This is a genomic window from Actinomadura sp. GTD37 (genome assembly GCF_041951365.1).
Taxonomy (GTDB): Bacteria; Actinomycetota; Actinomycetes; order Streptosporangiales; family Streptosporangiaceae; genus Spirillospora.
In genome coordinates, this window is sequence record NZ_JBGNUS010000001.1 from 2,648,492 (window position 1) to 2,672,490 (window position 23,999).

Sequence of the window (23,999 nt, forward strand, 5' to 3'; positions counted from 1 at the left end):
ACCACGCGTGAGTGGGGCGTTGGGGTGGTTCGGGGATCTATCTTTGGGTGCTGTGGCAGTGGACTTTGAGGTTCCGCTCTCCGGTGGGGACGTGTCGGAGGGCGTGGTGCGGGTCGGGGAGACGGTGCGGAGGCCGCTCGGGGCGCACAGTCCGGCGGTGCACGGGGTGCTGCGGCATCTGGAGGCGGTGGGGTTCGACGGGGCGCCGCGGGTGCTGGGGGTCGATGAGCGGGGGCGGGAGGTGCTCAGCTGGGTGCCAGGGGAGGTGCCGCATCGGCCGCTGGCGGCGCATGTGGTGTCGGAGGAGGCGCTTCGGGGCGTCGGGCGGCTGCTGCGGCGGTATCACGACGCGGTGGCGTCCTACGGGGTGCCGGAGGCGCACTGGGACGGGGACGTCTCCAATGTGGACGGGGAGCCCGAGGTCATCGGGCATTGCGATGTGACGCCGGAGAACGTGGTCTTCCGGGGCGGGGTGCCCAAGGCGTTGATCGATTTCGATCTGGCGCGGCCCACTACGCGGTTGTTCGATGTGGTGACGGCGTTGCGGCATTGGGGGCCCATTGAGGATCCGGCCGATCGGGACGCGCTGCTGTATCGGGCCGATGTCGGACGGAGGCTGAAGGTCTTCTGCGACGCGTACGGGTTGGAGCGTGAGCTGCGGCGGGACGTGCTGCCGGCGGCGCGGGTGAGGTTCGAGCGGTCTTATCGGGCGATGCGGGCGAGGGCTGAACGGGGTGGGGGATGGGCGCGGATCTGGGACGGCGGTGCCGGGCCGCGGATACGGCGGGCGCAGGACTGGTTGGAGAGGTACTGGGATGAGCTCGAAGCGCGTCTCTGCTGAGGGGCTTGCGGTCGGGGTCGTGCTCGACGCCTTTCTGGGGGATCCCCGCCGGTGGCATCCGGTCGCGGGTTTCGGACGGGTCGCCTCGGTCGTCGAAAGGCGCTTGTACGGGGATTCGCGGTGGCGGGGCGTTCTTTATGCGGGCGTTCTCGTCGGCGGGGCGGGGGCGCTCGGCGTTGCGGTCGAAAGGGTGAGCCGGCGGTTCGGGGTGCATTCCCTGGCCACTGCCGGGGTTACTTGGGCCGTGCTCGGCGGGACGTCGCTGGGGCGCGAAGGGCTCGTCATGGCCCGGGTGCTGGAGCGGGGAGACCTGGAGGCGGCCAGGGAGCGGCTTCCTCATCTGTGCGCGCGGGACCCCAAGGGGCTGGACGCGCCGGGGATGTCCCGGGCCGTCGTGGAATCGGTCGCGGAGAACACGTCGGACGCCTCGATCGCTCCGCTGGTATGGGGCGCGGCGGCGGGAATTCCGGGGCTGCTGATGTATCGGGCCGTCAACACGCTCGACGCGATGGTCGGGTACCGGAATCCGAGATACGAGCGGTTCGGGTGGGCCGCGGCCCGGCTGGACGACGTCGCCAATTGGGTTCCGGCGAGGGTCACCGGCGGATTGGTCGTGCTGTGCGGGGGTTCCGAGGCGTGGCGGGTTCTGCGGAGGGACGGGGGAAAGCATCCGAGTCCCAATGCCGGACGGGTCGAGGCGGCGTTCGCCGGGGCGCTCGGTGTGCGGCTGGGCGGTGTCAACGCCTACGGGGGACGGGTCGAACGGCGTCCCGAAATGGGGGACGGCAGGGCGCCCGAGGTGAAGGACATCAGGAGGGCCGTCCGGCTTTCGGCCGCGGTGACGTTCGCGGCGGCGGCCATTGTCGGGGTGCTGCGGTGAGCGGGCTGCTGGTGGCGGGGACGACGTCGGACGCGGGGAAGAGCGTCGTCACGGCCGGGTTGTGCCGGTGGCTGGCCAGGCAGGGGGTGAAGATCGCGCCGTTCAAGGCCCAGAACATGTCGCTGAATTCGATGGTGACGGGTGACGGGGCGGAGATCGGGCGCGCGCAGTACATGCAGGCGCAGGCCGCGGGGGTGGAGGCGCGTGCGGTGATGAATCCGGTGCTGCTGAAGCCGGGCAGTGACCGGCGCAGTCAGGTCGTGGTCCTGGGGCGTCCTGTGGCGGAGGTCGACGCGCTGCAGTACGGGCATCACAAGGAATGGCTCAAAGGCGTCGTGCTGGAGAGCCTCGCCGAATTGCGGGCCGAGTACGACGTCGTGGTGTGCGAGGGCGCGGGAAGCCCGGCCGAGATCAATCTGCGGGCCGGAGACATCGTCAACATGGGGCTGGCGAGGGCGGCCGATCTGCCGGTGGTGGTCGTCGGGGATATCGACCGGGGCGGAGTCTTCGCGTCCTTGTACGGGACGGTCGCCCTGCTGGAGAAAGAGGATCAGGCGCTTGTCGCCGGGTTCGTCATCAACAAGTTCCGGGGCGCCTATGAGTTGCTGAAGCCGGGGCTGGAGCAGCTTGAAACGCTCACCGGGCGGCCGACGCTGGGCGTGCTGCCATGGAAACTCGGCCTGTATCTCGACTCCGAGGACACCCTGGCGTTGGACGCGCCCAGGCCCGATGCCCGCGGCCCCTACGGGAAGGAGACGCTGCGGATAGCGGTCGTCCGGTTCCCGCGCATCTCGAATTTCACGGACATGGACGCCCTTGCGTGCGAGCCGGGCGTCATCGTCCGGTACGCGGCGAGCGTCGGCGATCTGGCCGAGGCGGATCTCGTCGTCCTGCCGGGCACCAGGGCCACGGTGACCGACCTGGAATGGCTGCGCGAGAGGGGAATGGCCGAGGATATTCGCAGGCGCGCCGCGGAAGGGCGTCCCGTGCTCGGCATCTGCGGCGGCTACCAGATGCTCGCCGGAGAGATAACCGATCGAGTCGAGTCCGGGACCGGGACGACGAAGGGCCTCGGCCTTCTGCCGGCGAACGTCGGATTCGAGGCGGAGAAGACGCTCGGACGTCCAACGGGACGCGCGTACGGCGAAGACGTCCACGCCTACGAGATCCACCACGGCGTCGTGACGGCGCACGGGGAGCCATTCCTGGACGGCTGCCGGAAAGGCGCCGTCTGGGGTACGACCTGGCACGGGGCCATGGAGAACGACGGTTTCAGAAGGGCGTTCCTCAAGGACGTCGCCCGGCATGCCGGGAGGGAATTCACCCCCGCCCCCGACGTGTCGTTCGCGGCGTTGAGGGAGGCGACCCTCGACGCGCTCGGCGATCTCGTCGAGGAGCACCTGGACACCGACGCCGTGTGGCGGATCATCGAGAACGGCGCGCCGGGCGGCCTCCCCGTCGTCCCGCCCGCCGGCGCACCGGAACCGCGCGGCGGCGCACCGGAACCGCGCGGCGGCGCACCGGAACCGCGCGGCGGCGCACCGGAACCGCGCGGCGGCGCACCGGAACCGCGCGGCGGCGCACCGGAACCGCGCGGCGGCGCACCGGAAGCGTCCGGCGACACTCCGGAACCGCCCGCCACGGCGGTAAGGTGATCCACTCAGACCGCACCAGGTGCCAGGAGGAACGTCTCGTGACCGACCCGCGGTCCAGTCTGATCGTCCCGCTGATGAAGGCGCGGGTGCCGGCGGAGGTCCAGCTGGAGTTCCCGCTGCCCGCCGACGAGGAGCCGATCCGCGACCCGTTCGCCGGCGACCTGTACGCCACGTACGCGATGGAGATCGCCGACGAGGGCGCCCCGTCCGGCCGCCGCTACGAGCACGTGGCGCGCCGGCACTGCGCCGAGCTGGGCGTCGCGCCGGCCGAGCTGCGCCGCCGCGCCGTGATCAACTTGCGCGACCTGCGCCCGGAGCTGAGTCTCAGCTGGTACCCGGACGTCCGCGCCGTGACGGTGTCCCTCGGCGGGACGGCCGGGCGCGGCACCCTGGAGTCGGGCCTGCTGCTGGACGACGGTTTCCTGGAGAAGCTGGCGCAGGACGTTGAGGGCGACCTCGTCGTGGCGGTCCCGGCGCGGGACGTGTTCGCGGCGTCCGGCACCGGTCATCCCGATGGCGTCGACAAGCTGCGCTGGGCGATCGCGCAGGTGTGGGCCGAGGAGCGCGACAATCCCGACCCCGCCTGGGACGTCCCGGCGGGAAGCCTGCTCACGCACAACCTGATGGTGCGCCGCGGCGGCGTCTGGGACGTCCTGCCCGCCTGACGGGCGAGGGCACGGTCAGGGGCAGGGTCACGACAGCTGCTTGAACTCGGGCCACAGCCGCGTCCACGTGTCGCGCAGCCCGCGGCAGACCCATACCGGTTTGCCCTGTTCCTGGTTGTCGAGGCCCACGCCGTTGTCGATGCGCGCCACCGGACGCACGTCCGTCCAGAAGCGCTGTAGCCCGGCGCCCTCGGCGACGTCGTCGGGGCCGACCACGATGGTGGGGCCGCCCGTGTCGGGCGGACGCCCGAAGTACCAGTATCCGTTGTGCCCGCTGTAGGCGCGGGGGAGGCCGAGGCCCGGCCCGTACTTGTCGAGCGCCCCCGCCTCGCCGTAGTTGCCGACGACGATCGTCGCCGCGGAACGCTCGGCCGGCGGCAGCGTCCGGTAGACGGCGGCGACCTGCGCGGCGAACCGGGGCCAGCCGACCGTCTCGGCCGCGTCGGCGTTGACCGCGGGCTGCGGGGTGTCGGCCAGCCACTTCACCGGGTAGACGGGCAGCGTCAGCAGCACGGTCGTGATCCCCGTGATCGCGTACATCGTGGCGGACGCGAGCCGGCCGAAGCCGCGCGGCGCGCCGTTCCGCTCGATCTCCACGGCCCCGGCCGCCCAGAGCGCCGCCCACAGCCCGCTCAGGTAGTACGGCTTGCCGGCGGTGATCAGGAACAGGACGTTCAGCAGCAGGTACGCGTGCCCGAGGAAGCGGAACGTCCGCAGGCCGTCCGACCGGTACGTCCGCCACAGCCCGTAGATCCACAGCCAGGACGGGAACACGCCGGTCAGGACGAGCTGGAACGGGATGAATCCGGGCCGTCCGGCGAAGTCCCCCTTGTCGGCGATCGCGCTCGCCATGTCGAGCTGCGGCCAGCCGTGCCGGGCCTGCCACACCAGCCCGGGAACGACCGCCAGGACGGCGGCGAGCAGCCCGGCGGCGAGCATCGGCCGCCGCAGGAACTCGCGCGGCCCCGACACCAGCAGCCCGGTCGCCAGCGCGACCAGCAGGAACGCCGCCAGGTACTTCACGTTCAGCGCGACCGCCGACACGGCGCCGACCGCGAGCAGCAGCCGCTGGTCGCGGGTCCGCGCCCACCGGACGACCAGCCACACGATCGCGGTCGACAGCAGCAGGTCCAGCGCCGCCGTGGAGAACGTGTGCCCGGCCGCGGCGACGAACGGGCAGACCGCGTAGGACGCGGCCGTCAGCACCTGCGCGCGCCGTCCGCCGCCCATCTCCCGCGCCGTCAGCGCGGCGATCACCACACCGGCGGCGGCGAACAGCGCGGCCGGGACGCGCAGCGCGACGAGCGAGTCGCCGAAGACGGCCGTGATGGCCCGCGCGATCAGCGGCAGCAGCGGCGGCTGGTCCGGATATCCCCAGGCCAGGTGCCGTCCGGCCACCCGGAAGTACAGTTCGTCGCGGTGGTGGCCGTACCGCGCGCTGACGGCCAGGAGCAGCACCCCGAGCACCCCGGCCAGCACCAGCACCGGCCGCCACGCGATAACGGGGGAGCCGGGCGGAACATCGGCCTCGACCGGATCGGACGCCTCGGACGCGGGGGCGGACATGATCCAGACTTTGGCAGAGATTGTGGCCTAAGTCACGATCTCCACGTGTCCGTCCCCGGCGGGAGCGGATATTCGATGGGACGTGCCGGACATGCTGCGTAATGTGCGTCCCATGGTCTCGTTGCATCAAGTCGCGGGGTTCTCGGTGATGGCGTTCGCGATCATCGTGATCCCCGGGCCGTCCGTCCTGTTCGTCGTCGGACGGGCGCTGGCGCACGGCCGCCGGACGGCCCTCGCCGGGGTCGTCGGCGGGGTGCTCGCCGCGCTCGTGCTCACCGGCGCCGTCGCGGTCGGCGTCGGGTCGGTCGTGGAGCGTTCCGCGGTCGTGTTCACCGCGCTGAAGATCGTGGGCGCGGTCTACATCGTGTACCTCGGCGTCCAGGCCGTCCGGCACCGGCGCTCGCTCCAGGAGACGATCGGCGCGGGCGAACCGGGCGGGTCGGGCGGCCGGGCGCTCGTCCAGGGCTTCGTCGTCGGCATCACGAACCCGAAGACGACGGTGTTCTTCGCGGCCGTCCTGCCGCAGTTCGTCGTCCGCGAGCACGGCCACGCCGCCCTGCAGATGATGGTCTTCGGGCTGGTCTTCGCGGTCATCGCGCTGCTCAGCGACAGCGTGTGGGGCGTCGCGGCGGGGGCCGCCCGCGAGTGGTTCGCCGGCTCGCCGCGCCGTCTCGCGGCGATCGGCGGCACCGGCGGCCTGATGATGATCGGTCTCGGCGTCACCGTCGCCGCCACCGGCCGCAAGGACTGACCCGTCCGGGGCCCTCCGCTCAGACCGAGCAGAGCGAGAAGTTGTCGAAGGACGCCCGCTGCTCCTGGGACGGGTCACCGGCGCGGGCGACGATCAGGCCGCTCTTGCCGGGCTTGCCGTAACCGTCGGCGTGCCCGTGGTCGGTGGTGTTCGCCACCGCGTCGCCGTTCACCCACAGGCCCAGCCGCATGCCGGGGTCGTCGGGCAGGCAGGCCGCCTGGAGACGGTTGTCGTCGTCCTCGCGGAAGTCGCCGACGAACCCCGTCTGGAGCTCCTCCAGCCTGTCGGGCGCCATCCAGACGATGCGGGCCTTGCCGTTGCCCCGGACCAGGAACGCGTACCCGGTGCCCTCCTCGCTGCGGCAGAACACCCCGGCCTCCGTGTCCGCTCCGCCGGGCCGGACCTTGACCTCGATGAGCTGCGAGCCCGGGAAACTCTGCACGGGGGCCGCCACGGTCGTGTGGCTCAGCGAGGGGACGAGCCGGACCTCGTAACGCCGGTCCAGGTACGCCCCGTCGCCGGACCGCGGCCAGCCCGAATCCTCCTGGTTGAACTTGTCGTCGACGAGCTCGTCTTCGGTGTCCGGCGGCTGCTCTCCGAAGTCCGCCGCGGCCGCGGTGCCGGAGCCGCCCGACACCCCGGTCCCGGGGCCGCTCCGGCTCCCGGACCCGCTCCCGCTCCCGGACGCGGTCCCGTTTCCGTCGCCGTCCGGCAGGTCGCCCAGGCCGATCAGTGCTGCGATGCCGACGACGGCCGCGACCGCGCCGATGAGGAGCCCGTGGTCGCGGCGCCGGCGCCCGGCCTTCGCCGCCGGGCCGGGGGAGGACGGGACCGGGGACGGCGGCCGCGGGTGCTGCGCCGCGCCCATCGGACGCGTGGGCGGGGCGGATGCCCCTGCGGTCGGCTGCTCCGCCGAACCGGAAGACGGAGGCGACGGCGAACGCATCTGCTTCGTGGGCGGCACGGGCGCGGACGGCGCCCCGGCCGCCGGCGGCACCGCGAGCGGTGTCCCGGCAGGAGTGCCGTCGCCGGTCAGCACCTGGATGAGCTGCTTCACCGACGGACGTCCGGCGGGGTCCTTCGACAGCGCCCGGACGACGAGGTCGTGCAGGGCCGGGTCGAGCCCGTCCAGGTCGGGTTCGGCGGTCGTCACCCGGTTGATGGTCTCCGGGAGCGTCCCGCCGGGGAACGGGACGCGGCCGGTGCCCGCGTAGGCGACGACGCAGCCCCAGGAGAACACGTCCGCGGCCGGGCTGATCTCCTCGCCGTGCATCAGCTCCGGCGCCATGTAGGCGGGCGTGCCGATGAACTGGCCGGTTCTGGTCGGCCCGTCCGGGGTGTCGAGCGCCCGCGCGATGCCGAAGTCGATCACGCGCGGCCCGGTCGGGGACAGCAGCACGTTGGACGGCTTGAGGTCGCGGTGCACGATGCCCGCGCCGTGGACCGCGCTCAGCGCCGTCGCGATGTTGACCGCGAGCGCCTCCAGGTCGCCGCCGCGCAGCGGCCCGCCCGCCTTGACGGCCTCGTCGAGGGACGGCCCGGCGACGTACTCGGTCACGACGTACAGCGGGTCGCCGTCCAGCCGCGCGTCCAGCACCGCCGCGGTGCAGAACCGCCGGACCTGCCGCGCGGCCGTCACCTCCCGCCGGAACCGGTCGTGGAACGCCTCGTCGTCGGCCAGTTCGGCGTTGATGACCTTGACCGCGACGCGCCGCCCCGCGTCGTCCTCGCCGAGGAAGACGGTGCCCATGCCGCCGCGGCCGAGCCGTCCGGTCAACCGGTACGGGCCGAGCCGCCGCGGGTCGCGGTCGCGAAGGGGGGCCTGCATGGAGCGTCTCCCGGAGCCGGAGGGGTGTGCGCGCTTAGTCTTTCGGACGCCGGAACGGGGCGCATCCGTTCCCTTGCACGGGCGCGGGCCGTCCCGCCCGTACGCTGAGATCCTGTGAGAGGGCCCCTGGGAGGAAGCGTGGACGTGACGGACGACGTGCTCGGCCCCGGCTACGAGGCGATCGAGCTGCCGATGGGCCGGGACGCCGAGGGCGAGGTGGTGGCGACGCTCGTCCGGCGGCGCCGCCCCGACCCGTCGCGCCGGGCGGTGCTGTACCTGCACGGGTTCGTCGACTACTTCTTCCAGAAGCACCTCGCCGACTTCTACGTCGACCTCGGCTTCGACTTCTACGCGCTCGACCTGCGCAAATACGGACGTTCGCTGCGGCCGCACCAGACGCCGAACTACATCGAGAGCCTCTCGGACTACTTCCCGGAGATCGGCGAGGCCGTCCGGATCGTCCGGGACGTCGACGGCCACGACACGCTCCTGCTGAACGGGCACTCCACCGGCGGCCTGATCGCCGCGCTCTGGGCCGACCGGGTCGCGGGCAAGGGCCTGGTGGACGGCCTGTTCCTCAACAGCCCGTTCTTCGACCTCGCCGAGCCGCTCGTCATGCGCAAGGCCGGCGCGGGGCTGGCGCGGGCGCTGCGCTCCCGGTTCCCGAAGGCGAAGCTGCCGGCGGGCGTGTCGGACCGGTATCCGCGCAGCATCCACCGCGAGCACGAAGGCGAATGGGACTTCGACCTCGCCTGGAAGCCGCTCCTCGGGTTCCCGGTGCGGGCGGCGTGGCTCGCCGCCGTCCGCCGCGGCCAGCTCCGCCTGCACCGGGGGCTGGACGTCGACGTGCCCGTCCTCGTCATGGCGTCGACGCGCAGCGTCCGCCCGTCCCGCAGGGTGCTGGACGTGACGGGCGCCGACGCCGTCCTGGACGTCGAGCACATGGCCCGGTACGCGCCCCGGATCGGGCGGCACGTCACGCTCGTCCGGATCGACGGCGGCCTGCACGACCTGGTGCTGTCCGCCGAGCCCGCCCGGACGCGGGTGTTCGAGGAGCTGACCCGCTGGACGAACGGCTACCTGCCGGGCCGCTGACGCCTAACCGCGGATCTTCGACATGTCGAAGTCGTCGAAGTCGGCGACGATCTGCTCGGCCGCGTTGCCGCCCCGCTCGATCTGGAGCCCGATCCAGCCGTTGGCGAGCGGCTGGTCGGTGTCCGTCTCGTCGATGACCTTCTCGCCGTTCACCCAGAGGCGCAGCCTGACCTTCGGGCCGTCCTTCTCCTGCCCCTCGCAGGCGATCTGCACCTTGTTCGGCCCCTTGGAGTCGAAGCCGGGGACGGAGTCGGGGGTCGCGAGGTCCTTCGTGCCGAGGTCCCCGTTGATCTTGCGGAGCACGGCGCCCTTGCCGTCGTGGCGGACGAGGAACATGTACTGCTTCTTGCCCTCCTCGTTCGACCGGCAGAGCATCCCGAAGGTGCTGTCGGCGGGGCCCTGCGCCACCGAGACCGTGACGGTCGCGAGTATCGGGTCGGGGAAGTCGTCCGCGCCGTCCTTCGGCACCCAGCGCGCGACGGCCGCGGTGGTGCCGCTGGTCTGCATCCGGTACTTGTCGTTCGCGTACGTGTAGGTCTTGCTGTAGTCGTCGCCCCAGCCCGAGTCGGGGTTGGAGAACGCGTCGCTGAACGCGGTCGCCAGGTTGCCGGGCGGCCCGTCCGAGCGCAGCACGGTGAACGCGCCGATGACGAGCAGCAGCACCGCCGCGACGGCCGCGCCGCCGATGAGCAGCGCGCGGCGGGGAGGGCCGCCGCCAGGGCGGGGGCCGGGGCGCGCGTCGCGCCGGGTGGTGTCGGCGCCGCGCATGGCGCTCGGCTGCGGGAACGCGGTGGGCGCGGCGGCGGCCGCGGCCGCCTGCGTGGCCGACCCGGCGGCGGGGCCCGCGCCGGGCTGGTGCCAGCCCGCCTGGACGGTCTCGGCGAGCGTCGCCGGGTCCGTCGTCCCGTTGCCGACGAGCCGCCCGAGGACGTCCTGGACGGACGGCCGGCGGCGCGGGTCCTTGTCGAGCGCGGCGGCGACCACGTCCCGCAGGCCGGGGTCGAGCCCGTCCAGCTTCGGCTCCTCGTGCACGACGCGGTAGAAGATCTCCGGGACGGTGCTGCCCGCGAACGGCGCGGCGCCCGTCCCGGCGTAGGCGACGACGCAGCCCCACGAGAACACGTCGGACGCGGAGGACACCTGCTCGCCGCGCAGCAGCTCGGGCGGCAGGTAGTTCGGCGTGCCGACGAACTGGCCGGTGCGGGTCGGGCCGTCGGAGGCGTCCAGGGCGCGGGCGATGCCGAAGTCGATGACGCGGGGCCCGGTGGACGACAGCAGGACGTTCGCGGGCTTGAGGTCGCGGTGCACGATCCCGGCGCCGTGGATGGCGGCGAGCGCGGTGGCGACGCCGACGGCGAGGCTCTCCAGGTCGGAGCCGGGCAGCGGGCCGCGTTCGGCGACGGCGCTCTCCAGGCTCGGGCCCTCGATGTACTCGGTGACGACGAACAGCGGGTCGCGGTCGAGTTCGGCGTCCATCACCGGGGCGGTGCAGAACCGGCGGACCTGCCGCGCGGCGGTCACCTCGCGGCGGAACCGGTCCCGGAACGCGGCCTCCCCGGCCAGCTCCCGGTTGATCACCTTCACCGCGACGCGGCGCCCGGCCGCGTCCTCGCCGAGGTAGACCGTCCCCATGCCGCCCCGGCCGAGCCGTCCGATCAGCCGGTACCGGCCGAGCTCCGCCGGGTCCTCGGGGCGCAGGGCCTCACCGTTCTCTCCTGCGTGCGTGGTCATCGTGATCGTGATCCTGAGGGGGATTGGGGGGAGTCGTCCGTTGAACTCTAGTGGTCGCCGCCGACCCGGTGCGGGTCGGACGGCGGAAGGCGTCAGCGGGTCCGGCGGGCGCGCGGCAGAGTGCGGAACGGCGGGAGCCTCTCGCCGGTCAGCCCGAACGCGTACGCCACGACGCGGCTGGACCAGCGCTGGCAGCCGACGACCAGCCCGTACAGCGGGCGCGGGTAGCGGCCGGTGAACGGGATCACCAGCCAGCTGAGCACCATCACGACCACCAGCAGCGCGTACATGACCAGCATCACGATCAGGTGCGGGATGACCAGCAGGCCCCTGAGCAGGGTGAACCAGCGCCTCGGGCCCCGCCACGCGTCCGGGAACGGCAGGTCGACGGTGACGGTCGGCCGGCCGCCGACCGGCTCCGGCACGGGCTCCGGCACGGGGGCGGGCTCGGGGACGGGCCGCGGGCGCGGGACCTCCACGTCGTCCCGCACGGGTTCGGGTTCCGGAGCGGAGACCGGATCCGGCCCGCGCCACGACATCGAGATCGTCTCGGCGGCGCGCTCCGGGTCGGCCTTCTCCTGCCCGACGAGCCGGGTGAGCAGCTGCCGCGCGGTCGGGCGGGCCGCCGGGTCCTTGCCGAGCGCGGCGGCGACGACCTCGTGCAGGCGCGGGTCGAGGCCGGCGAGGTCGGGGTCCTCGTGGCCGATGCGGTGGAACGTCTCCGCGACCGTCCTGCCCTGGAACGGGGGGCGTCCCGTTCCGGCGTAGGCGACGACGCAGCCCCACGCGAACACGTCCGACGCCTGCTCGACCGGGTCGCCCCGCAGTACCTCCGGCGCGATGTAGGACGGCGTCCCGACGAACTGGCCGGTGCGGGTGGGGCCGTCGGGGGCGTCGAGGGCGCGGGCGATGCCGAAGTCGATGACGCGGGGGCCGGTGGACGACAGCAGGACGTTCGCGGGTTTGAGGTCGCGGTGCACGATCCCGGCGCCGTGGATGGCGGCGAGCGCGGTGGCGACGCCGACCGCGACTCCCTCCAGGTCGGAGCCGGGCAGCGCCCCCTTGTCCTGGACGGCCTTCTCCAGGCTCGGCCCGTCGATGTACTCGGTGACGATGTACGGCGGGTCCTGGTCGAGTTCGGCGTCCAGGACGGGCGCGGTGCAGAACCGGTGGACGCGCCGCGCGGCGGTCACCTCGCGGCGGAACCGGTCGAGGAACGCCGGCTCCCCGGCGAGGTCGCGGTTGACGACCTTCACCGCGACCCGCCGCCCGTCGGGCTCGGCGCCCAGGTAGACGGTGCCCATGCCGCCCCGGCCGAGCCGCCCGAGCAGGCGGTAGGGGCCGAGGACGCGGGGCTCGTCCTGCTCCAGCGGGCGGGCGGCGGTCGTCGTCATGGGGGGCGGCGCTCCTTGGAAGATCGTCTTTCCGGACCCAGCCTAAGGGAGCCGCCGGGGCCGGACCGGACGGTCAGGGAATCAGCAGGAGCTTGCCGGTGCTCCGCCGCGCCTCAAGATCCGCGTGCGCGGAGCGGGCGTCGGCGAGGTCGTGGCGGCGTCCGACGTGCACCTTCACGGCCCCCGACGCCACCCAGCCGTAGACGTCGGCGGCGCGTTCCAGCAGTTCTTCGCGCCGCTCCACGTAGTGGGTGAGCGTCGGCCGCGTCAGGTACACCGAGCCGGCCCTGTTGAGGCGCTGCGGATCGAACGGCGGCACCGCGCCGCCGGCCGCCCCGTACAGCGCCAGGGTGCCGCGCCGCCGGAGGCTCGCCAGGCTCCCGTCGAACGTGGGCGCACCCACGCCGTCGTACACGGCGGCGACGCCTTCGCCGCCGGTCAGCTCCCTGACCCGGTCGGCGAAACCGTCGTATCCCATCGTGACGTCGGCGCCCGCCTCCTTGGCGAGCCTCTCCTTGTCCGGGGTGGAGGCCGTGCCGATGACGCGGGCGCCGAGCGCCTTGGCCGCCTGGGTGAGCAGGAGCCCCATCCCGCCCGCCGCCGCGTGCACGAGGACGGTGTCGCCCGCCTCGATCGGATACGTCGACCGGGTCAGGTAGTGCGCCGTCATGCCCTGAAGCAGCGACGCCGCCGCGTCCTCCAGGCCGACGCCGTCCGGTACGGGGACGGCCCTGCCGGCCGGGACGACGGCCTTCTCGGCGTAGGCGCCCTGCACGTTGGCCCAGGCCACGCGGTCGCCCACCGCGAAGTCGCGGACGCCGTCGCCGACCGCCTCGACCGTCCCCGCCGCCTCGACGCCCGGCGTGTACGGAAGCTCCTGCGCGTACGCGCCCGTCCGGTAGTACACGTCGATGAAGTTGACGCCGGCCGCCGCCACGCCGATCAGCAGCTCGCCGGGGCCGGGCGCGGGGACGGGACGGTCCGCCGGTTCCAGGACCTCGGGTCCGCCGGTCTCGGTGATGACGATCGCGCGCATGGCGTCTCTGCCTTCCTGCTGGGGCCCGGTGGTCGCGATCCGGGAAACCCGGCGCCTCCGCCGGGTATTCCGCCGGAGGTCAGACCCAGTCGCGCATCGTCCGGCCCGCGAGGGTCACGGCCTCCTCCACGCGGGCCGCGACCGTCTCGGCGTCCCAGATCTCCCGGCGGGCGCACTCCTCGAACGCGACCTTGACGGCCGCGAGGTAGAACGCGACGACGATCCGGGGCCGCAGGTCGTGCCGGAGGTCGACGCCCTCGCGCCGCGCGACCTCGGCGGCGAGCGCCTCCGCGGACGCCGAGTACCGCGCCATCTGCGCCGCCATCAGCGACGGCGTCGACTCGACCACCTGCCGGACGCGGCGGAACCGGGCGCCCTCGGCCGGATCGCCCTCCGCGATGGCCCGCAGCACCACGCGCAGCGACTCGAACAGCGCGATGAACGGGCGCTCTCCGGGCGGACGGGTCGCGAGCGCCTCCCCGAGCACCTGGTCGTGCTCGGTCATGAAGCTCGTGACGACGTCCTCCTTGGTGGCGAAGTAGCGGAAGAACGTCCGCTGCGACACCTCGACCGCCGCCACGATCTCGTCGATCGTCGTGGCCTCGTAGCCCTTGGCGAGGAAGAGGTCCAGGGCGGCGTCGATGAGCGCGAGCCTGGTCCGCTGCTTCTTGCGCTCGCGGAGCCCGGCCAGCGCGCGGCCCTCCGCCGGAGCGGGACCGGGCGGGTGGCCTGACGGGTCGCCGGCGGGGACGGCGCTCATCGGCTCGCTCCTTCTCTCGGCCTGACGCGGGCACAGCATGCCCGTCTCACAGAGGCTTTTATCACGGACGCACCCTCCGCATACGCGACGGGTTCCGGCCGCCGGAAGGCGCCCGCCGCGCGGGATCGGCGCACGGGGGCGCGGCGTGTCGCGTCCCTCTCCGGGATCCATCTCCCGGGTCCGTCCCCGGCGGAGCGGGAAACAGCCGTCCCACTCTCCGGATTCTCCCTGCGCAGCCGCGTCTTTCGGGTCATGCTGAAGGCCGGTCACCATTCGTCGCCGGATGATCGCCCAAGGTCATTCCGGGCGGCTCGAACCGTGGTGAGGCGGCTGATGTCTGTAGTCGGTGGGATGGCCGAGGTGCGCAGGCGCCACCTCGCGGCGCTCGCGCGCGAGGTCGAGGCGCGGGGCCTCGCCTGGAGCTTCGCCGGTCCCGGGGATTCGCTGCTGGCGGTCTACAGCCCGCGCGGGCGGCGCCGCCTGATGGTCGTCGCGACGCCCGTGGGCGACGGCTGGTCCTACCTGTGGCCGGACGGCGGCATGGCCGACGTGACCGACCTGACCATCGCCGCCGACCAACTGGCCCGCCTCCTGACCTGATCCCGCCTTGCCCCCGGGGTCGCGCCTTCCCTAGACTCCGAGACGAACGTCTGTTCGAAAGGCCGCATGCCCTTCCCCCGTGCGGTGAGCGCTAGGGGGAGGCAGATGACACGCGTGTTCGGCGATCCGGTGGACGTCTGGGTGAGCGACGGCCGTCCGGTCCGGTTCGTCTGGCGTGGCCGGCTCTACGCCGTCCGGCGGGTGCTGGAGCACTGGGTCACGACCCGTGACTGGTGGCGGGAGCAGCAGCCCGCCGGCGAGGCCACCGGGGAGCGGGAGTTCTGGCGGGTCGAGGCGACCCCGGACAGGGAGATCGGCGTCTACGAGCTGCGTTGCGACGTGGCCGCCGACAGCTGGCTGCTCTCCCGGGTATGGGACTGACGTGCATATTCATGTCGCTTCGGGCTATTCGCTCCGGTACGGCGTCGCCTCGCCGGCGGCGCTGGCCGAGCGGGCGGCGGGCCTCGGCATGGAGACGCTCGCCCTGACCGACCGGGACGGGCTGTACGGGGCCGTCCGCCACGTCCTGGCCTGCGCGGACGCGGGGCTCGGGGCCGTCGTCGGCGCAGACCTGCGGGTCGCCTCCACGGGGGAGGAACGCGTCGTGGTGCTCGCCGAGGGGCGGGCCGGATGGCGGTCGCTGTGCCGGCTGGTGTCGGCGGCGCACGCGGCGGGCGAGCGCGGGAGGCCCGTCGTGACGCGGGAGATGGTCGGCGCGCACGCCGAAGGGCTCGTGGTGCTGCTCGGCCCGGCGTCCGACGTGGGGCGCGCCGTCGCCGGGCGCCGCCCGGACGTCGCGGCGGCGCGGCTGGACGACTGGCGCGCGACGGCCGAGACCGCGCTCGAGATCGTGAACCACTACGGCCGGGGCGAGGGGCCGCGGGCCGCCCGGATGCTGGCGCTCGCCCGCGCGGCGGGGGTCCCGGCGGTGCTCGGCAACGCCGTCCGCTACCTGGAGCCGGCCGACCACCCGGTCGCGCAGGTGCTGGACGTGACCCGCAAGCTCGTCCCGCTGGACCGGCGGCACCTTGAGGACCACACCGGGCACGCCTACCTGAAGTCGGTCCCGGAGATGCGCCGGGTCGCCGAGCTCAGCTGCGGGCCGGAGGAGGCCGAGGCGCTCCTGCGGGCGACGCGGCGGCTCTCCGAGCGCTGCGTCCTGGACCCGGGCCGCGATCTCGGCATGGACGACGTCCACCTGCCGGCCGCGCCGGGCGACCCGTACGCGCTGCTCGCCGCCCGGTGCGCGGACGGGATGGCCCGGCGCGGGCTCGAAGGGTCCGGGCGGGCCGCCGGGCGGCTCGACGCGGAACTCGGCGTCATCGCCCGGAAGGGGCTGGCGCCGTACTTCCTCACGGTCGCGGACGCCGCCGCGCTGATCAGGGAGCGCGGCATCCGCTGCGCGATCCGCGGCTCGGGCGCGGGCAGCCTGGTCAACTACCTGCTCGGCATCGGCGACCTCGACCCGCTGCGGCACGACCTGCTCATGGAGCGGTTCCTCGCCGACAGCCGGGAGGGGCTGCCCGACATCGACCTGGACGTCGAGTCGGCGCGGCGGCTGGAGGCGTACCGGGCGCTGTTCGACCGGTTCGGCGCGGAGAGCACGGCGTGCGTGTCGATGATGGAGACCTACCGGGCGCGCAGCGCGCTCCGCGACGTCGGCAACGCGGTCGGGCTCCCGCCGGCGGAGATCGACGCGATCGCCAAGGCGTTCCCGCGGATCCGGGCGAGCCAGATCCGCGCGGCGCTGGACGACCTGCCCGAGCTGCGGCAGAGCAACCTGGCGGCGGGCCGCCTGGAGGTGCTGTTCCGGATCGCCGAGCGCCTGGACGGCCTGCCCCGGCACATCGCCATGCACCCGTGCGGCGTCCTGCTGTCGAACCCCTCGCTGCGCGACCGGACGCCGATCGAGCAGGCCGCCGCGGGGTTCCCGATGAGCCAGTTCGACAAGGACGACGTCGAGGCGATGGGGCTGCTCAAGCTCGACGTCATCGGCGTGCGGATGCAGTCGGCGATGGCGCACGCGGTGGCGGAGGTCGCGCGGGTGTCCGGGGAGGCGATCGCGCTGGAGGACGTCCCGCGCGACGACCCGGCGACGTTCGCGCTGATCCGCACGTCCCGGACGCTCGGCTGCTTCCAGATCGAGTCGCCCGGCCAGCGGGACCTGATCGGCCGGCTCCAGCCGCGCGACCTGGACGACCTGGTCATCGACATCTCGCTGTTCCGGCCGGGGCCGGTCAACTCCGACATGGTGTCGCCGTTCCTGGAGGCGCGCGCCGGGACCCGCGAGCCCGACTACCCCCACCCCGACCTGGAGCCGGCGCTGCGGGAGAGCCTCGGCGTGGTCGTCTTCCACGAGCAGGTGCTCCGCGTCATCGACGCGATGACCGGATGCGGCCTGTCGAAGGCGGAGGCGGCGCGGCGGAGCCTCGGCCACGAGCGGGGGCAGGCCGTGGTCGGCGCCTGGTTCCGGGAGCGGGCGCTGGCGCGCGGCTACGCCGGGCCGGTCGTCGACCGCGTCTGGCGGGCGCTGACCGCGTTCGGCGCGTTCGGTTTCTGCAAGGCCCACGCGGCGTCGTTCGCGCTGCCCACCTACCAGTCGGCGTGGCTGAAACGGCACCACACGGCCGCCTTCTACGCGGGCGTCCTCACCCACGACCCCGGCATGTACCCGAAGCGGGTCATCCTGGACGACGCGCGGCATTTCGGCGTTCCGATCCTGCCGCTGGACGTCAACCACTCGGCCGCCGGCTGGCACGCCGAACCCGTCTCCGAGGGCGGCCGGACCGGCATCCGGGTCGCGTTGAGCGAGGTCAAGGGCATCTCGGACGCCGAGGTCGGCACGATCGTGGACGAGCGCCCGTACGCGTCGCTGGCCGACTTCTGGCGCCGCGCCCACGTGTCCCGCCCGACCGCCGAGCGGCTCGTGCTGGCCGGGGCGTTCGACGCCGTGCACGACGCCGTCCCGCGCCGCGACCTGCTCTGCCGCGTCGGCGCCCTGGACCGCGTCACCGCCCGCGCGCCCCTCGTCGAGGGCCAGCTCTCTTTCGCCGACGACTTCGGCCTGGAGGCCGGCGCCGCCGACGACATCCCGGCGGGGGAGCTGCCGCCGATGACGCCGGCCGAGATCGTCGAGGCGGAGCTGGACATCCTCGGCATGGACGTGAGCCGGCACGTCCTGACCTTCTACGACGGGCTGCTCGCCGGGCTCGGCGTCGTCCGCGCAGCCGACCTGCCGGGACGTCCCGCCGGGAGCGAGGTCCTGGTCGCCGGCGTCAAGGTCGCCACGCAGACCCCGGCGGTCCGGTCCGGGCAGCGCGTCATCTTCGCGACGCTGGACGACGCGACCGGCCCCGTCGACCTGGCGTTCTTCGAGTCGGTGCAGGACCGGTGCGCCGCCACCGTGTTCGGCTCCTGGCTGCTCGTCGCCCGCGGCCGGATCCGCCGCGCCGGGGACCGCGCCGTCTCGATCACCGCGGACGCCTGCTGGGACCTGAACGTCCTGCACGAGGAGTGGCGGCGCGGCGGCCCGGACGCCGTCCGCGCCGCCATGGCGGGCCGGGCGCCGCACGGCCGCCCGGTGGGCCGCCGCATCGTCCAGCCGACGGGCTTCGCGATGTCGCCGTACTCCGACGTCGGGCACGCGGGCCCGGCCGTCAAACGCCCCCCGGGGTCCGCCCTCTGGCACGCGAGCCCCGGCTCCTCCGGCGGCTAGCCGTCGCGGACCAGCTGGAGGCGGGTGATCTGGAAGACCGTGGCCATGCAGAGGGCGGCGGCGAGGGCCTGGAAGGCGGCCGCGGCGACGCCGACGTGGACGTCGAAGCGCGCCTCGGCGAGGGTGTCGACGCTGCCGTGCGTGAACGCGCGGGCGAGGAGCAGGCCGAGGAGGGCGCAGACCCACCAGCCCGTCACGACGAGCCCGGCGGCCTGGCGTTCGGCCGTCCGGTACCGGCCACTGTTCACCCAGACCTCGTAGACCATCCGGGGCGGCAGCCACAGGTTGACGACGGGCAGGAACCAGCCGAGCACCACCCAGGCGCGGTGGTGCCGGTGCGGGCCGGGCGACTGCCGGAACGCCCGCCACAGCCAGACCAGGTACAGCAGCCCGGTGACGACCGCCATGATCGCGCCGATGGTGAACACGTCCCCGTAGGGGGCGAGGGCCCTGCCGGTGGCCACCGCGTCGTAGCTGTCGTGCGTCGCCCCGCGCAGCGGACGCGCGATCCTGAGCAGGCTGATTCCGGAGCCGAGCGCGACGAACGCGTTGAAGCCGAGCAGCATGAACACGGCCACGCCGACCGCGCGGAAGTCGCGGCGCCGCGCCCACGCGCCGCACGCCGGACACCGGTCGACCTCGGTCGGGATGATGTCGCCGCACAACGCGCACGGCATGGTCCACCTCCCTGGTCTGGCAGCTGGCCTTTGCGGTTGGTTGCTTTGGATACTACGTACGTTTGACATGCCGGGCCCAACGCGGGTTCGCGCGACACGCCCACCGGAGCGTCACGGGTGGAACACGAACCAGTGGGCCGCCCAGGCCGCGGCGGCGGTGCCCGCGATCCACGCGGCGAGCCGTCCGAGGCCGCCCGAGGCCACCAGCCGCCCGGGACGGAAACCGGTCACGGCGAGCAGCGCCCACCACTCGGCGGTCAGCGCGATCGTCGCGTACAGCGACCCGAAGCCGAGCAGGGAGAAGAGGAGGACGATCCCGGCCGGGGTCGCCGTGTGCGCGAACAGCGCGGGGCCGCGCGCGGGCCCGCGCAGGCCGCGAAGCCCGGCGAGGACGGCGCCCCAGCCGACGGCGCCCAGCACCCAGATGACCAGGACGGCCACGGGCAGCCCGTGCAGCGACTCCGGTGCCAGTGCCGTGCCCCTTCCCCCGAATGCGCGCCCCGTGCCCCTCCCGCGTCCGCCCGCCCGCGGGTCAGGTCACGAGGCCGGGCTCCCACGCCCAGGCGGCCGTCTCCACCCGGTTCCGGGCGGGCGGCTCGCGGTGGACGCCGGCCGGCGCGCGGGTCGCCGCCAGGCCGTCCAGAACCGGCATCCGGATGTCGGACGGGCACACGTCGGGCCGCGAGTCGACGATCATCCGGAACCCGGTCCGGACCGTCTCCTGATCGTCGGCGACGAGTACGCGGATGGCCACGGGGTCGATTCTGTCAGCATCCGCGGACAGCCCTCACCGGGTCGTCCCTCCGCGCCGCGTCCCGAGGCCGGGGCAGGGCCGGTGGCGGACTGCCGGATCGGCCGATCCGGCCGATCCGGCTCCGCCTACCGGCCGTCCAGGTCGGCGGTTACGCCCAGCAGCGCGAGCAGCCGGCGCCGCAGCGCGCCGAAGCCCGGCGAGTCGACGGCCCGCGGACGGCCGAGCCCCACGTCGATGGACTCGGCGATCCGGCCGCCGTCCAACACGAGCAGCCGGTCGGCGAGCAGGATCGCCTCGTCGACGTCGTGGGTCACCAGCAGGGCCGCGAAGCCGTGCGCGGCCCGCAGCCGCCCGAACAGCGACTGCATCTTCAGCCGGTTGAGCGCGTCCAGGGCGCCGAACGGCTCGTCCATCAGCAGCAGTTCGGGCTCGCGGATGAGGGCGCGGGCGATCGCCACGCGCTGCGACTCGCCGCCGGACAGCTCGGCGGGCCACGCGCGCCCCCGGTCGGCGAGGCCGACCTCGGCGAGCGCCCGCGCCGTGCGCTCCCCGGCGTCGGGCGTCCGGACGCCGAGCGCCACGTTGCCGGCGACCCGCTTCCACGGCAGCAGCCGGTGCTCCTGGAAGACCACGGCCTGCGAGGACGTGGTGCTGAACTCGCCGGCGGCCTCGTCGTCCAGCCCGGCCAGGACGCGCAGCAGGGTGCTCTTGCCCGAGCCGCTCGCGCCGAGCAGGGCGATCACCTGCCCGCGCTCGATGGCCAGGTCGACGCCGTCCAGGACGACCGTGCCGCCGAAGGACCGGCGCACTCCGGCCGCCTCCGCTACGTGGCCCGCAGTCCGCGCCGCCATCCGAGGAGCCTCCTCTCCAGGATCCGCAGGACGAGATCGGACAGCAGGCCCAGCGCCGCGTACACGACCAGGCCGAGCACGACGACGTCGGTCTGGCTGAACTCGCGGGCCTCCATCATCATGAAGCCGAGCCCGCCGTCCCCGTTGACCTGCTCGCCGACGACCAGGCTCAGCCAGCCGGCCGCGAACGCCAGCCGCAGGCCGATGAACACCGAGGGCAGCGCGCCGGGCAGCACCACGTGCCGGATCCGTTCCAGCGCGGTCAGCCCGCACGTCCTCGCCGCCTCGACCAGCCGCTCGTCGATGTCGCGGATGCCCGCGTAGGTGTTGAGGTAGACGGGGAAGAACGCGCCGAGCGCGACCAGTGTGATCTTCGTGGACTCGCCGATGCCGAGCCAGATGATGAGCAGCGGGACGAGCCCGAGGTGCGGCAGCATCCGGGCCATCTGCACGGTCGGGTCGACCAGGTCGTCCCCGGCGCGCAGCAGCCCGGCGAGGGTGCCGAGGGCGAGCGCGAGCAGCCCGCCGATGAGCAGGCCCGCCACGGCGCGCTGCAGCGAGTCGGCGAGGTAGCCGCCGAGGGCGCCGTCGGCGGCGAGCCGCCGGCCCGCCGCCAGCACGTCGGTGGGCGGCGGGAGCTTGTCCGGGTCGAGGACGCCCGTCTGCGCCGCGGCCTGCCACAGGACGAGCAGCGCGACCGGGGTGATCAGCCGCCTCTTGCGGAAGCCCGCGCGCCCGGCGGCCGGCCTGCCGGGCGGCGCCTCCAGTGCGGCGGGCGCGGCCGCGTCCGTCTGCGCCACGCTCATTCGAGGACGTCCGTGAAGCGGTCGTCGATGCGGCTCTTCATGTCGACCTTGCCGGGGATCAGCTTCAGCTCGGTGAACCCGTCGGAGATCTCCTGGATCTCGGCGCCGATCGCCGCGTTCACCGGCTCGATCGGCTGCGCGCTGCGGGCCTGCGCGCGCAGCGTGGTGTCCAGCGGGATCTTGAGCTCGGGGGAGAGCAGGGCGCCGCGCTCGGCCGGGTGCGCGATGCCCCAGGCGGTGGTCTCCCGCAGCGTCCGCAGGAACTTCCTGACCTGCTCGGGCTTCTTCTCCAGCGCCTCCGGCGACACCAGCACGTACTCGCGGTTGTTGGCCAGCCCGGTGGCGTCCACGAGGACCTTGACGCCGGGCGTCTCGGCGAGCGCGAAGTAGGGGTCCCAGATGATCCAGGCGTCGATCTGGTCGTTGTCGAACGCCGGGCGGGCCTCGGCGGGCTTGAGGTACTTGACGTCGATGTCGTCGATCGTCATGCCGTTGGCCTCCAGCAGCTTGACCAGCAGCCAGTTGACGTTGGAGCCCTTGTTGAGCCCGACCTTCTTGCCCTTGAGGTCCTTGAAGGAACGGAACCCGTTCTTCTCCTTGACCAGGACCGCCTCGCCCTTGGGGACGGGCGCCGAGGTGGCGATGATCTTGAAGTCGATCTTCCCGGCGGCGGCGAAGATCGGCGGGGCCTCGCCGACCTCGCCGATGTCGATCGCGCCGGCCTTGAGGCCCTCGGACAGCGCCGGCCCGCTCTCGAAGAGCGACCAGGTCGTCCCGGGCGCCTCGGCGTGCCGGGCCTTGACGAGGCTGAGCGAGGCGAACCGCTGGTAGCCGACCCGCAGCTCCCCGCTCTCGGCGGCGCCCGCCTCGCCGCCGCCGGCGCCGCAGCCGGCCGTCAGAGCGGATACGGACAGGGCGAGGGCGCAGGCGAGTGCGGCGGCGTAACGGCGCATCATCAGGGTCAGTGCTCCAGTAGGGGACGGTGGTGCGGGGTGGGTGCGGGGGGCGTGCGGCCTCACCTTAGAACTAAAGCTACCGATTTAGTAGGAATTTATGAGGTAGATCACCCCATGGGATCGCCGGGTCGAATACACGTTCGAAAGTGTCCGAGGCGCCCCGTAGCGTTGACCATGTGATTTGGGAGACACCTGGGAACAGGCGTCGAACCAGGTTGCTTGTACGGACGTACTAAGGGGTATGTGACCAGCGGTGGTACCTGCACAGGAGCAGCCCGCCGGGGTTCAAGGAAGGGGCGTTGGCATGAGCGCAGCGACCGGCACGTTCCATCTCTCCCACCCGCGGCTGGGCGGGCCCGCCGAGCGGACCGTCGTCGAGCCGTGGCTCACCGAGCTCTCCCACGCGTCGCTGAACGCCTATGCCGAGACCGCGCCCGTGCTCGCCGCGGTCGAGGCCCTGCCCGTGCGGTCGCGGCCGGCGCCCGCCCGCCGGGTCGCCGTGGCGGCCTGACAGACGCCGGAACAGGGGACCGGGACAGGATCTCGGTCCCCTTTCCCATGCCCGGACGTCTCATATATTGATACGTGGTTCTCAAAGTATGAGAAGCCGTCGTAGGGTTCGGCCCATGCCCGAATACACGCACGGACACCACGAGACCGTCCTGAGCGCGCACCAGTGGCGCACGGTCGAGAACTCCGCCGCCTACCTGATCGAGCACCTGCGCCCGGGGCTGTCCCTCCTGGACGTCGGCTGCGGCCCCGGCACGATCACCGCCGGCCTGGCCCGGCGCGTCGCCCCCGGACGCGTCGTCGCCGCCGACTCCGCCGAGACCGTCCTGGACGAGGCCCGCAAGAACACCGCCGGCCTGGACAACGTCGGGTTCGCCGTCGCCGACGTCCACGCCCTGGACTTCCCGGACGGCGCCTTCGACGTCGTCCACGCCCACCAGGTCCTGCAGCACGTCGCCGACCCCGTCCAGGCCCTGCGCGAGATGCGCCGCGTCACCCGGCCCGGCGGCATCGTCGCCGCGCGCGAGGCCGACTTCGGCACCATGGCCTGGTACCCGGACCCGCCCGGCATGGACTCCTGGCTGCCGATCTACTACAAGGTGGCCCGCGGCAACGGCGGCGAGCCCGACGCCGGCCGCCGCCTGCTCTCCTGGGCGCGCGCCGCCGGCTTCACCGACGTCACCGCGTCCGCCTCGGCCTGGTGCTACGCCACCCCCGAGGAACGCGAATGGTGGAGCGAGTCGTGGGGCGGCCGCATGCTCCGCTCCGCCGTCGCCGACCGCGCCGTGGCGGGCGGCCACGCGACCCGCGACGAGCTGCGGCGCGTCTACGAGGGCTGGAAGACCTGGGCCGCGGCCGATGACGGCTGGTATTCGGTTACCCACGCCGAGGTCGTCTGCCGCGGCTAAGGTGGTCTTCCCGGCCGGGC

Annotated in this window: 23 protein-coding genes; 11 read left to right on the forward strand and 12 right to left on the reverse strand. The window is 73.5% G+C overall.

Translation table 11 applies throughout. The features are described 5' to 3' along the window. The first annotated feature begins 157 nt into the window (after nt 1–157). Genes ACA511_RS12995 through ACA511_RS13010 form a run of 4 tightly spaced genes read left to right on the forward strand, consistent with a single transcriptional unit; the run spans nt 158 to nt 4,041 of the window. Nucleotides 158–841, forward strand: a complete 684-nt coding sequence (locus ACA511_RS12995) for a phosphotransferase (protein WP_375024420.1) — start codon at nt 158–160, stop codon at nt 839–841. Continuing rightward, nucleotides 816–1,721: a cobalamin biosynthesis protein gene (locus tag ACA511_RS13000; protein ID WP_375024421.1), complete on the forward strand. Its 906-nt coding sequence runs from the start codon at nt 816–818 to the stop codon at nt 1,719–1,721. Before ACA511_RS12995 ends, ACA511_RS13000 begins: the two co-directional genes overlap by 26 nt. Further along, entirely contained in the window at nt 1,718–3,376 is a 1,659-nt protein-coding gene (locus ACA511_RS13005; RefSeq protein WP_375024422.1) for a cobyric acid synthase, read from the forward strand. The genes ACA511_RS13000 and ACA511_RS13005 overlap by 4 nt, the downstream gene beginning before the upstream one ends. A 38-nt stretch (nt 3,377–3,414) precedes the next feature. After that, nucleotides 3,415–4,041, forward strand: coding sequence for a DUF1444 domain-containing protein (locus ACA511_RS13010; protein WP_375024423.1), 627 nt, complete (start codon nt 3,415–3,417; stop codon nt 4,039–4,041). A 27-nt stretch (nt 4,042–4,068) separates the two neighbouring features. Here the strand turns inward: ACA511_RS13010 and ACA511_RS13015 are convergent, their stop codons facing one another. After that, the gene (locus tag ACA511_RS13015) at nt 4,069–5,607 is read right to left on the reverse strand and encodes a glycosyltransferase family 39 protein (RefSeq protein WP_375024424.1); all 1,539 of its coding nucleotides are present in this window, start codon (nt 5,605–5,607) and stop codon (nt 4,069–4,071) included. 112 nt (nt 5,608–5,719) lie between these two features. Here ACA511_RS13015 and ACA511_RS13020 point away from each other — a divergent pair, with 112 nt between their 5' ends. Beyond that, on the forward strand, nt 5,720–6,358 hold the full coding sequence (locus tag ACA511_RS13020) for a LysE family translocator (RefSeq protein ID WP_375024426.1): 639 nt from the start codon (nt 5,720–5,722) through the stop codon (nt 6,356–6,358). Nucleotides 6,359–6,377: 19 nt separating this feature from the next. On the opposite strand, the gene ACA511_RS13025 is transcribed toward ACA511_RS13020, so the two are convergent. After that, nucleotides 6,378–8,186, reverse strand: coding sequence for a serine/threonine-protein kinase (locus tag ACA511_RS13025; protein WP_375024428.1), 1,809 nt, complete (start codon nt 8,184–8,186; stop codon nt 6,378–6,380). Between the two features lie 138 nt (nt 8,187–8,324). Between ACA511_RS13025 and ACA511_RS13030 the strand changes: the two genes are divergently transcribed. Beyond that, on the forward strand, nt 8,325–9,281 hold the full coding sequence (locus ACA511_RS13030) for an alpha/beta hydrolase (protein WP_375024430.1): 957 nt from the start codon (nt 8,325–8,327) through the stop codon (nt 9,279–9,281). A 3-nt stretch (nt 9,282–9,284) separates the two neighbouring features. Here ACA511_RS13030 and ACA511_RS13035 read toward each other — a convergent pair whose 3' ends face one another. From ACA511_RS13035 to ACA511_RS13050, 4 genes are all read right to left on the reverse strand, one after another. Next, nucleotides 9,285–11,012 (reverse strand): serine/threonine-protein kinase, encoded by a 1,728-nt coding sequence (locus ACA511_RS13035; protein WP_375024431.1) that lies wholly within the window; start codon nt 11,010–11,012, stop codon nt 9,285–9,287. Nucleotides 11,013–11,104: 92 nt separating this feature from the next. Beyond that, nucleotides 11,105–12,406 carry a DUF4389 domain-containing protein gene (locus ACA511_RS13040; RefSeq protein WP_375024432.1) on the reverse strand — a complete coding sequence of 434 codons (1,302 nt, stop codon included), beginning with the start codon at nt 12,404–12,406 and terminating at the stop codon, nt 11,105–11,107. Nucleotides 12,407–12,479: 73 nt separating this feature from the next. Further along, nucleotides 12,480–13,442, reverse strand: coding sequence for a quinone oxidoreductase (locus ACA511_RS13045; RefSeq protein WP_375024433.1), 963 nt, complete (start codon nt 13,440–13,442; stop codon nt 12,480–12,482). A 79-nt stretch (nt 13,443–13,521) separates the two neighbouring features. Beyond that, nucleotides 13,522–14,202, reverse strand: coding sequence for a TetR family transcriptional regulator (locus ACA511_RS13050; protein WP_375024435.1), 681 nt, complete (start codon nt 14,200–14,202; stop codon nt 13,522–13,524). Between the two features lie 333 nt (nt 14,203–14,535). Here ACA511_RS13050 and ACA511_RS13055 point away from each other — a divergent pair, with 333 nt between their 5' ends. From ACA511_RS13055 to ACA511_RS13065, 3 genes are all read left to right on the forward strand, one after another. Beyond that, the gene (locus tag ACA511_RS13055) at nt 14,536–14,802 is read left to right on the forward strand and encodes a hypothetical protein (RefSeq protein ID WP_375024436.1); all 267 of its coding nucleotides are present in this window, start codon (nt 14,536–14,538) and stop codon (nt 14,800–14,802) included. Nucleotides 14,803–14,907: 105 nt separating this feature from the next. Continuing rightward, nucleotides 14,908–15,183: a DUF6504 family protein gene (locus tag ACA511_RS13060; RefSeq protein WP_375024438.1), complete on the forward strand. Its 276-nt coding sequence runs from the start codon at nt 14,908–14,910 to the stop codon at nt 15,181–15,183. Nucleotide 15,184: 1 nt separating this feature from the next. Beyond that, nucleotides 15,185–18,517 carry a DNA polymerase III subunit alpha gene (locus ACA511_RS13065; protein ID WP_375024439.1) on the forward strand — a complete coding sequence of 1,111 codons (3,333 nt, stop codon included), beginning with the start codon at nt 15,185–15,187 and terminating at the stop codon, nt 18,515–18,517. On the opposite strand, the gene ACA511_RS13070 is transcribed toward ACA511_RS13065, so the two are convergent. The 6 genes from ACA511_RS13070 to ACA511_RS13095 form a co-directional block, all read right to left on the reverse strand. Further along, a complete protein-coding gene (locus tag ACA511_RS13070) occupies nt 18,514–19,194 on the reverse strand; it encodes a DUF4328 domain-containing protein (RefSeq protein ID WP_375024440.1) in 681 nt (226 codons plus the stop codon). The genes ACA511_RS13065 and ACA511_RS13070 overlap by 4 nt on opposite strands. A 111-nt stretch (nt 19,195–19,305) precedes the next feature. Continuing rightward, nucleotides 19,306–19,635: a hypothetical protein gene (locus tag ACA511_RS13075; RefSeq protein WP_375024441.1), complete on the reverse strand. Its 330-nt coding sequence runs from the start codon at nt 19,633–19,635 to the stop codon at nt 19,306–19,308. Nucleotides 19,636–19,726: 91 nt separating this feature from the next. Next, the gene (locus ACA511_RS13080; RefSeq protein ID WP_375024442.1) at nt 19,727–19,948 is read right to left on the reverse strand and encodes a hypothetical protein; all 222 of its coding nucleotides are present in this window, start codon (nt 19,946–19,948) and stop codon (nt 19,727–19,729) included. A gap of 125 nt (nt 19,949–20,073) precedes the next feature. Continuing rightward, on the reverse strand, nt 20,074–20,799 hold the full coding sequence (locus ACA511_RS13085; RefSeq protein ID WP_375024443.1) for an ABC transporter ATP-binding protein: 726 nt from the start codon (nt 20,797–20,799) through the stop codon (nt 20,074–20,076). Then, entirely contained in the window at nt 20,772–21,605 is an 834-nt protein-coding gene (locus tag ACA511_RS13090; RefSeq protein WP_375024444.1) for an ABC transporter permease, read from the reverse strand. Before ACA511_RS13090 ends, ACA511_RS13085 begins: the two co-directional genes overlap by 28 nt. Beyond that, nucleotides 21,602–22,561: an aliphatic sulfonate ABC transporter substrate-binding protein gene (locus ACA511_RS13095; protein ID WP_375024445.1), complete on the reverse strand. Its 960-nt coding sequence runs from the start codon at nt 22,559–22,561 to the stop codon at nt 21,602–21,604. The genes ACA511_RS13090 and ACA511_RS13095 overlap by 4 nt, the downstream gene beginning before the upstream one ends. A gap of 304 nt (nt 22,562–22,865) precedes the next feature. On the opposite strand from ACA511_RS13095, the gene ACA511_RS13100 reads away from it, so the two are divergent. Together ACA511_RS13100 and ACA511_RS13105 are read left to right on the forward strand one after the other, a co-directional pair. Then, nucleotides 22,866–23,072 carry a hypothetical protein gene (locus ACA511_RS13100; RefSeq protein WP_375024446.1) on the forward strand — a complete coding sequence of 69 codons (207 nt, stop codon included), beginning with the start codon at nt 22,866–22,868 and terminating at the stop codon, nt 23,070–23,072. Nucleotides 23,073–23,187: 115 nt separating this feature from the next. Continuing rightward, nucleotides 23,188–23,979: a methyltransferase domain-containing protein gene (locus tag ACA511_RS13105; protein ID WP_375024447.1), complete on the forward strand. Its 792-nt coding sequence runs from the start codon at nt 23,188–23,190 to the stop codon at nt 23,977–23,979. Nucleotides 23,980–23,999 lie beyond the last annotated feature (20 nt).

What these genes read in the sequence shown, in the direction of transcription:
- ACA511_RS13055 (WP_375024436.1), top strand. Translation starts at nt 14,536, where the DNA reads ATGTCTGTAGTCGGTGGGATGGCCGAGGTGCGCAGGCGCCACCTCGCG.
- ACA511_RS13020 (WP_375024426.1), top strand. Translation starts at nt 5,720, where the DNA reads ATGGTCTCGTTGCATCAAGTCGCGGGGTTCTCGGTGATGGCGTTCGCG.
- ACA511_RS13015 (WP_375024424.1), bottom strand. Translation starts at nt 5,607, where the DNA reads ATGTCCGCCCCCGCGTCCGAGGCGTCCGATCCGGTCGAGGCCGATGTT.
- ACA511_RS13060 (WP_375024438.1), top strand. Translation starts at nt 14,908, where the DNA reads ATGACACGCGTGTTCGGCGATCCGGTGGACGTCTGGGTGAGCGACGGC.
- ACA511_RS13050 (WP_375024435.1), bottom strand. Translation starts at nt 14,202, where the DNA reads ATGAGCGCCGTCCCCGCCGGCGACCCGTCAGGCCACCCGCCCGGTCCC.
- ACA511_RS13090 (WP_375024444.1), bottom strand. Translation starts at nt 21,605, where the DNA reads ATGAGCGTGGCGCAGACGGACGCGGCCGCGCCCGCCGCACTGGAGGCG.
- ACA511_RS13000 (WP_375024421.1), top strand. Translation starts at nt 816, where the DNA reads ATGAGCTCGAAGCGCGTCTCTGCTGAGGGGCTTGCGGTCGGGGTCGTG.
- ACA511_RS13040 (WP_375024432.1), bottom strand. Translation starts at nt 12,406, where the DNA reads ATGACGACGACCGCCGCCCGCCCGCTGGAGCAGGACGAGCCCCGCGTC.
- ACA511_RS13100 (WP_375024446.1), top strand. Translation starts at nt 22,866, where the DNA reads ATGAGCGCAGCGACCGGCACGTTCCATCTCTCCCACCCGCGGCTGGGC.
- ACA511_RS13045 (WP_375024433.1), bottom strand. Translation starts at nt 13,442, where the DNA reads ATGCGCGCGATCGTCATCACCGAGACCGGCGGACCCGAGGTCCTGGAA.
- ACA511_RS13105 (WP_375024447.1), top strand. Translation starts at nt 23,188, where the DNA reads ATGCCCGAATACACGCACGGACACCACGAGACCGTCCTGAGCGCGCAC.
- ACA511_RS13070 (WP_375024440.1), bottom strand. Translation starts at nt 19,194, where the DNA reads ATGCCGTGCGCGTTGTGCGGCGACATCATCCCGACCGAGGTCGACCGG.
- ACA511_RS13095 (WP_375024445.1), bottom strand. Translation starts at nt 22,561, where the DNA reads ATGATGCGCCGTTACGCCGCCGCACTCGCCTGCGCCCTCGCCCTGTCC.
- ACA511_RS13085 (WP_375024443.1), bottom strand. Translation starts at nt 20,799, where the DNA reads ATGGCGGCGCGGACTGCGGGCCACGTAGCGGAGGCGGCCGGAGTGCGC.
- ACA511_RS13025 (WP_375024428.1), bottom strand. Translation starts at nt 8,186, where the DNA reads ATGCAGGCCCCCCTTCGCGACCGCGACCCGCGGCGGCTCGGCCCGTAC.
- ACA511_RS13035 (WP_375024431.1), bottom strand. Translation starts at nt 11,012, where the DNA reads ATGACCACGCACGCAGGAGAGAACGGTGAGGCCCTGCGCCCCGAGGAC.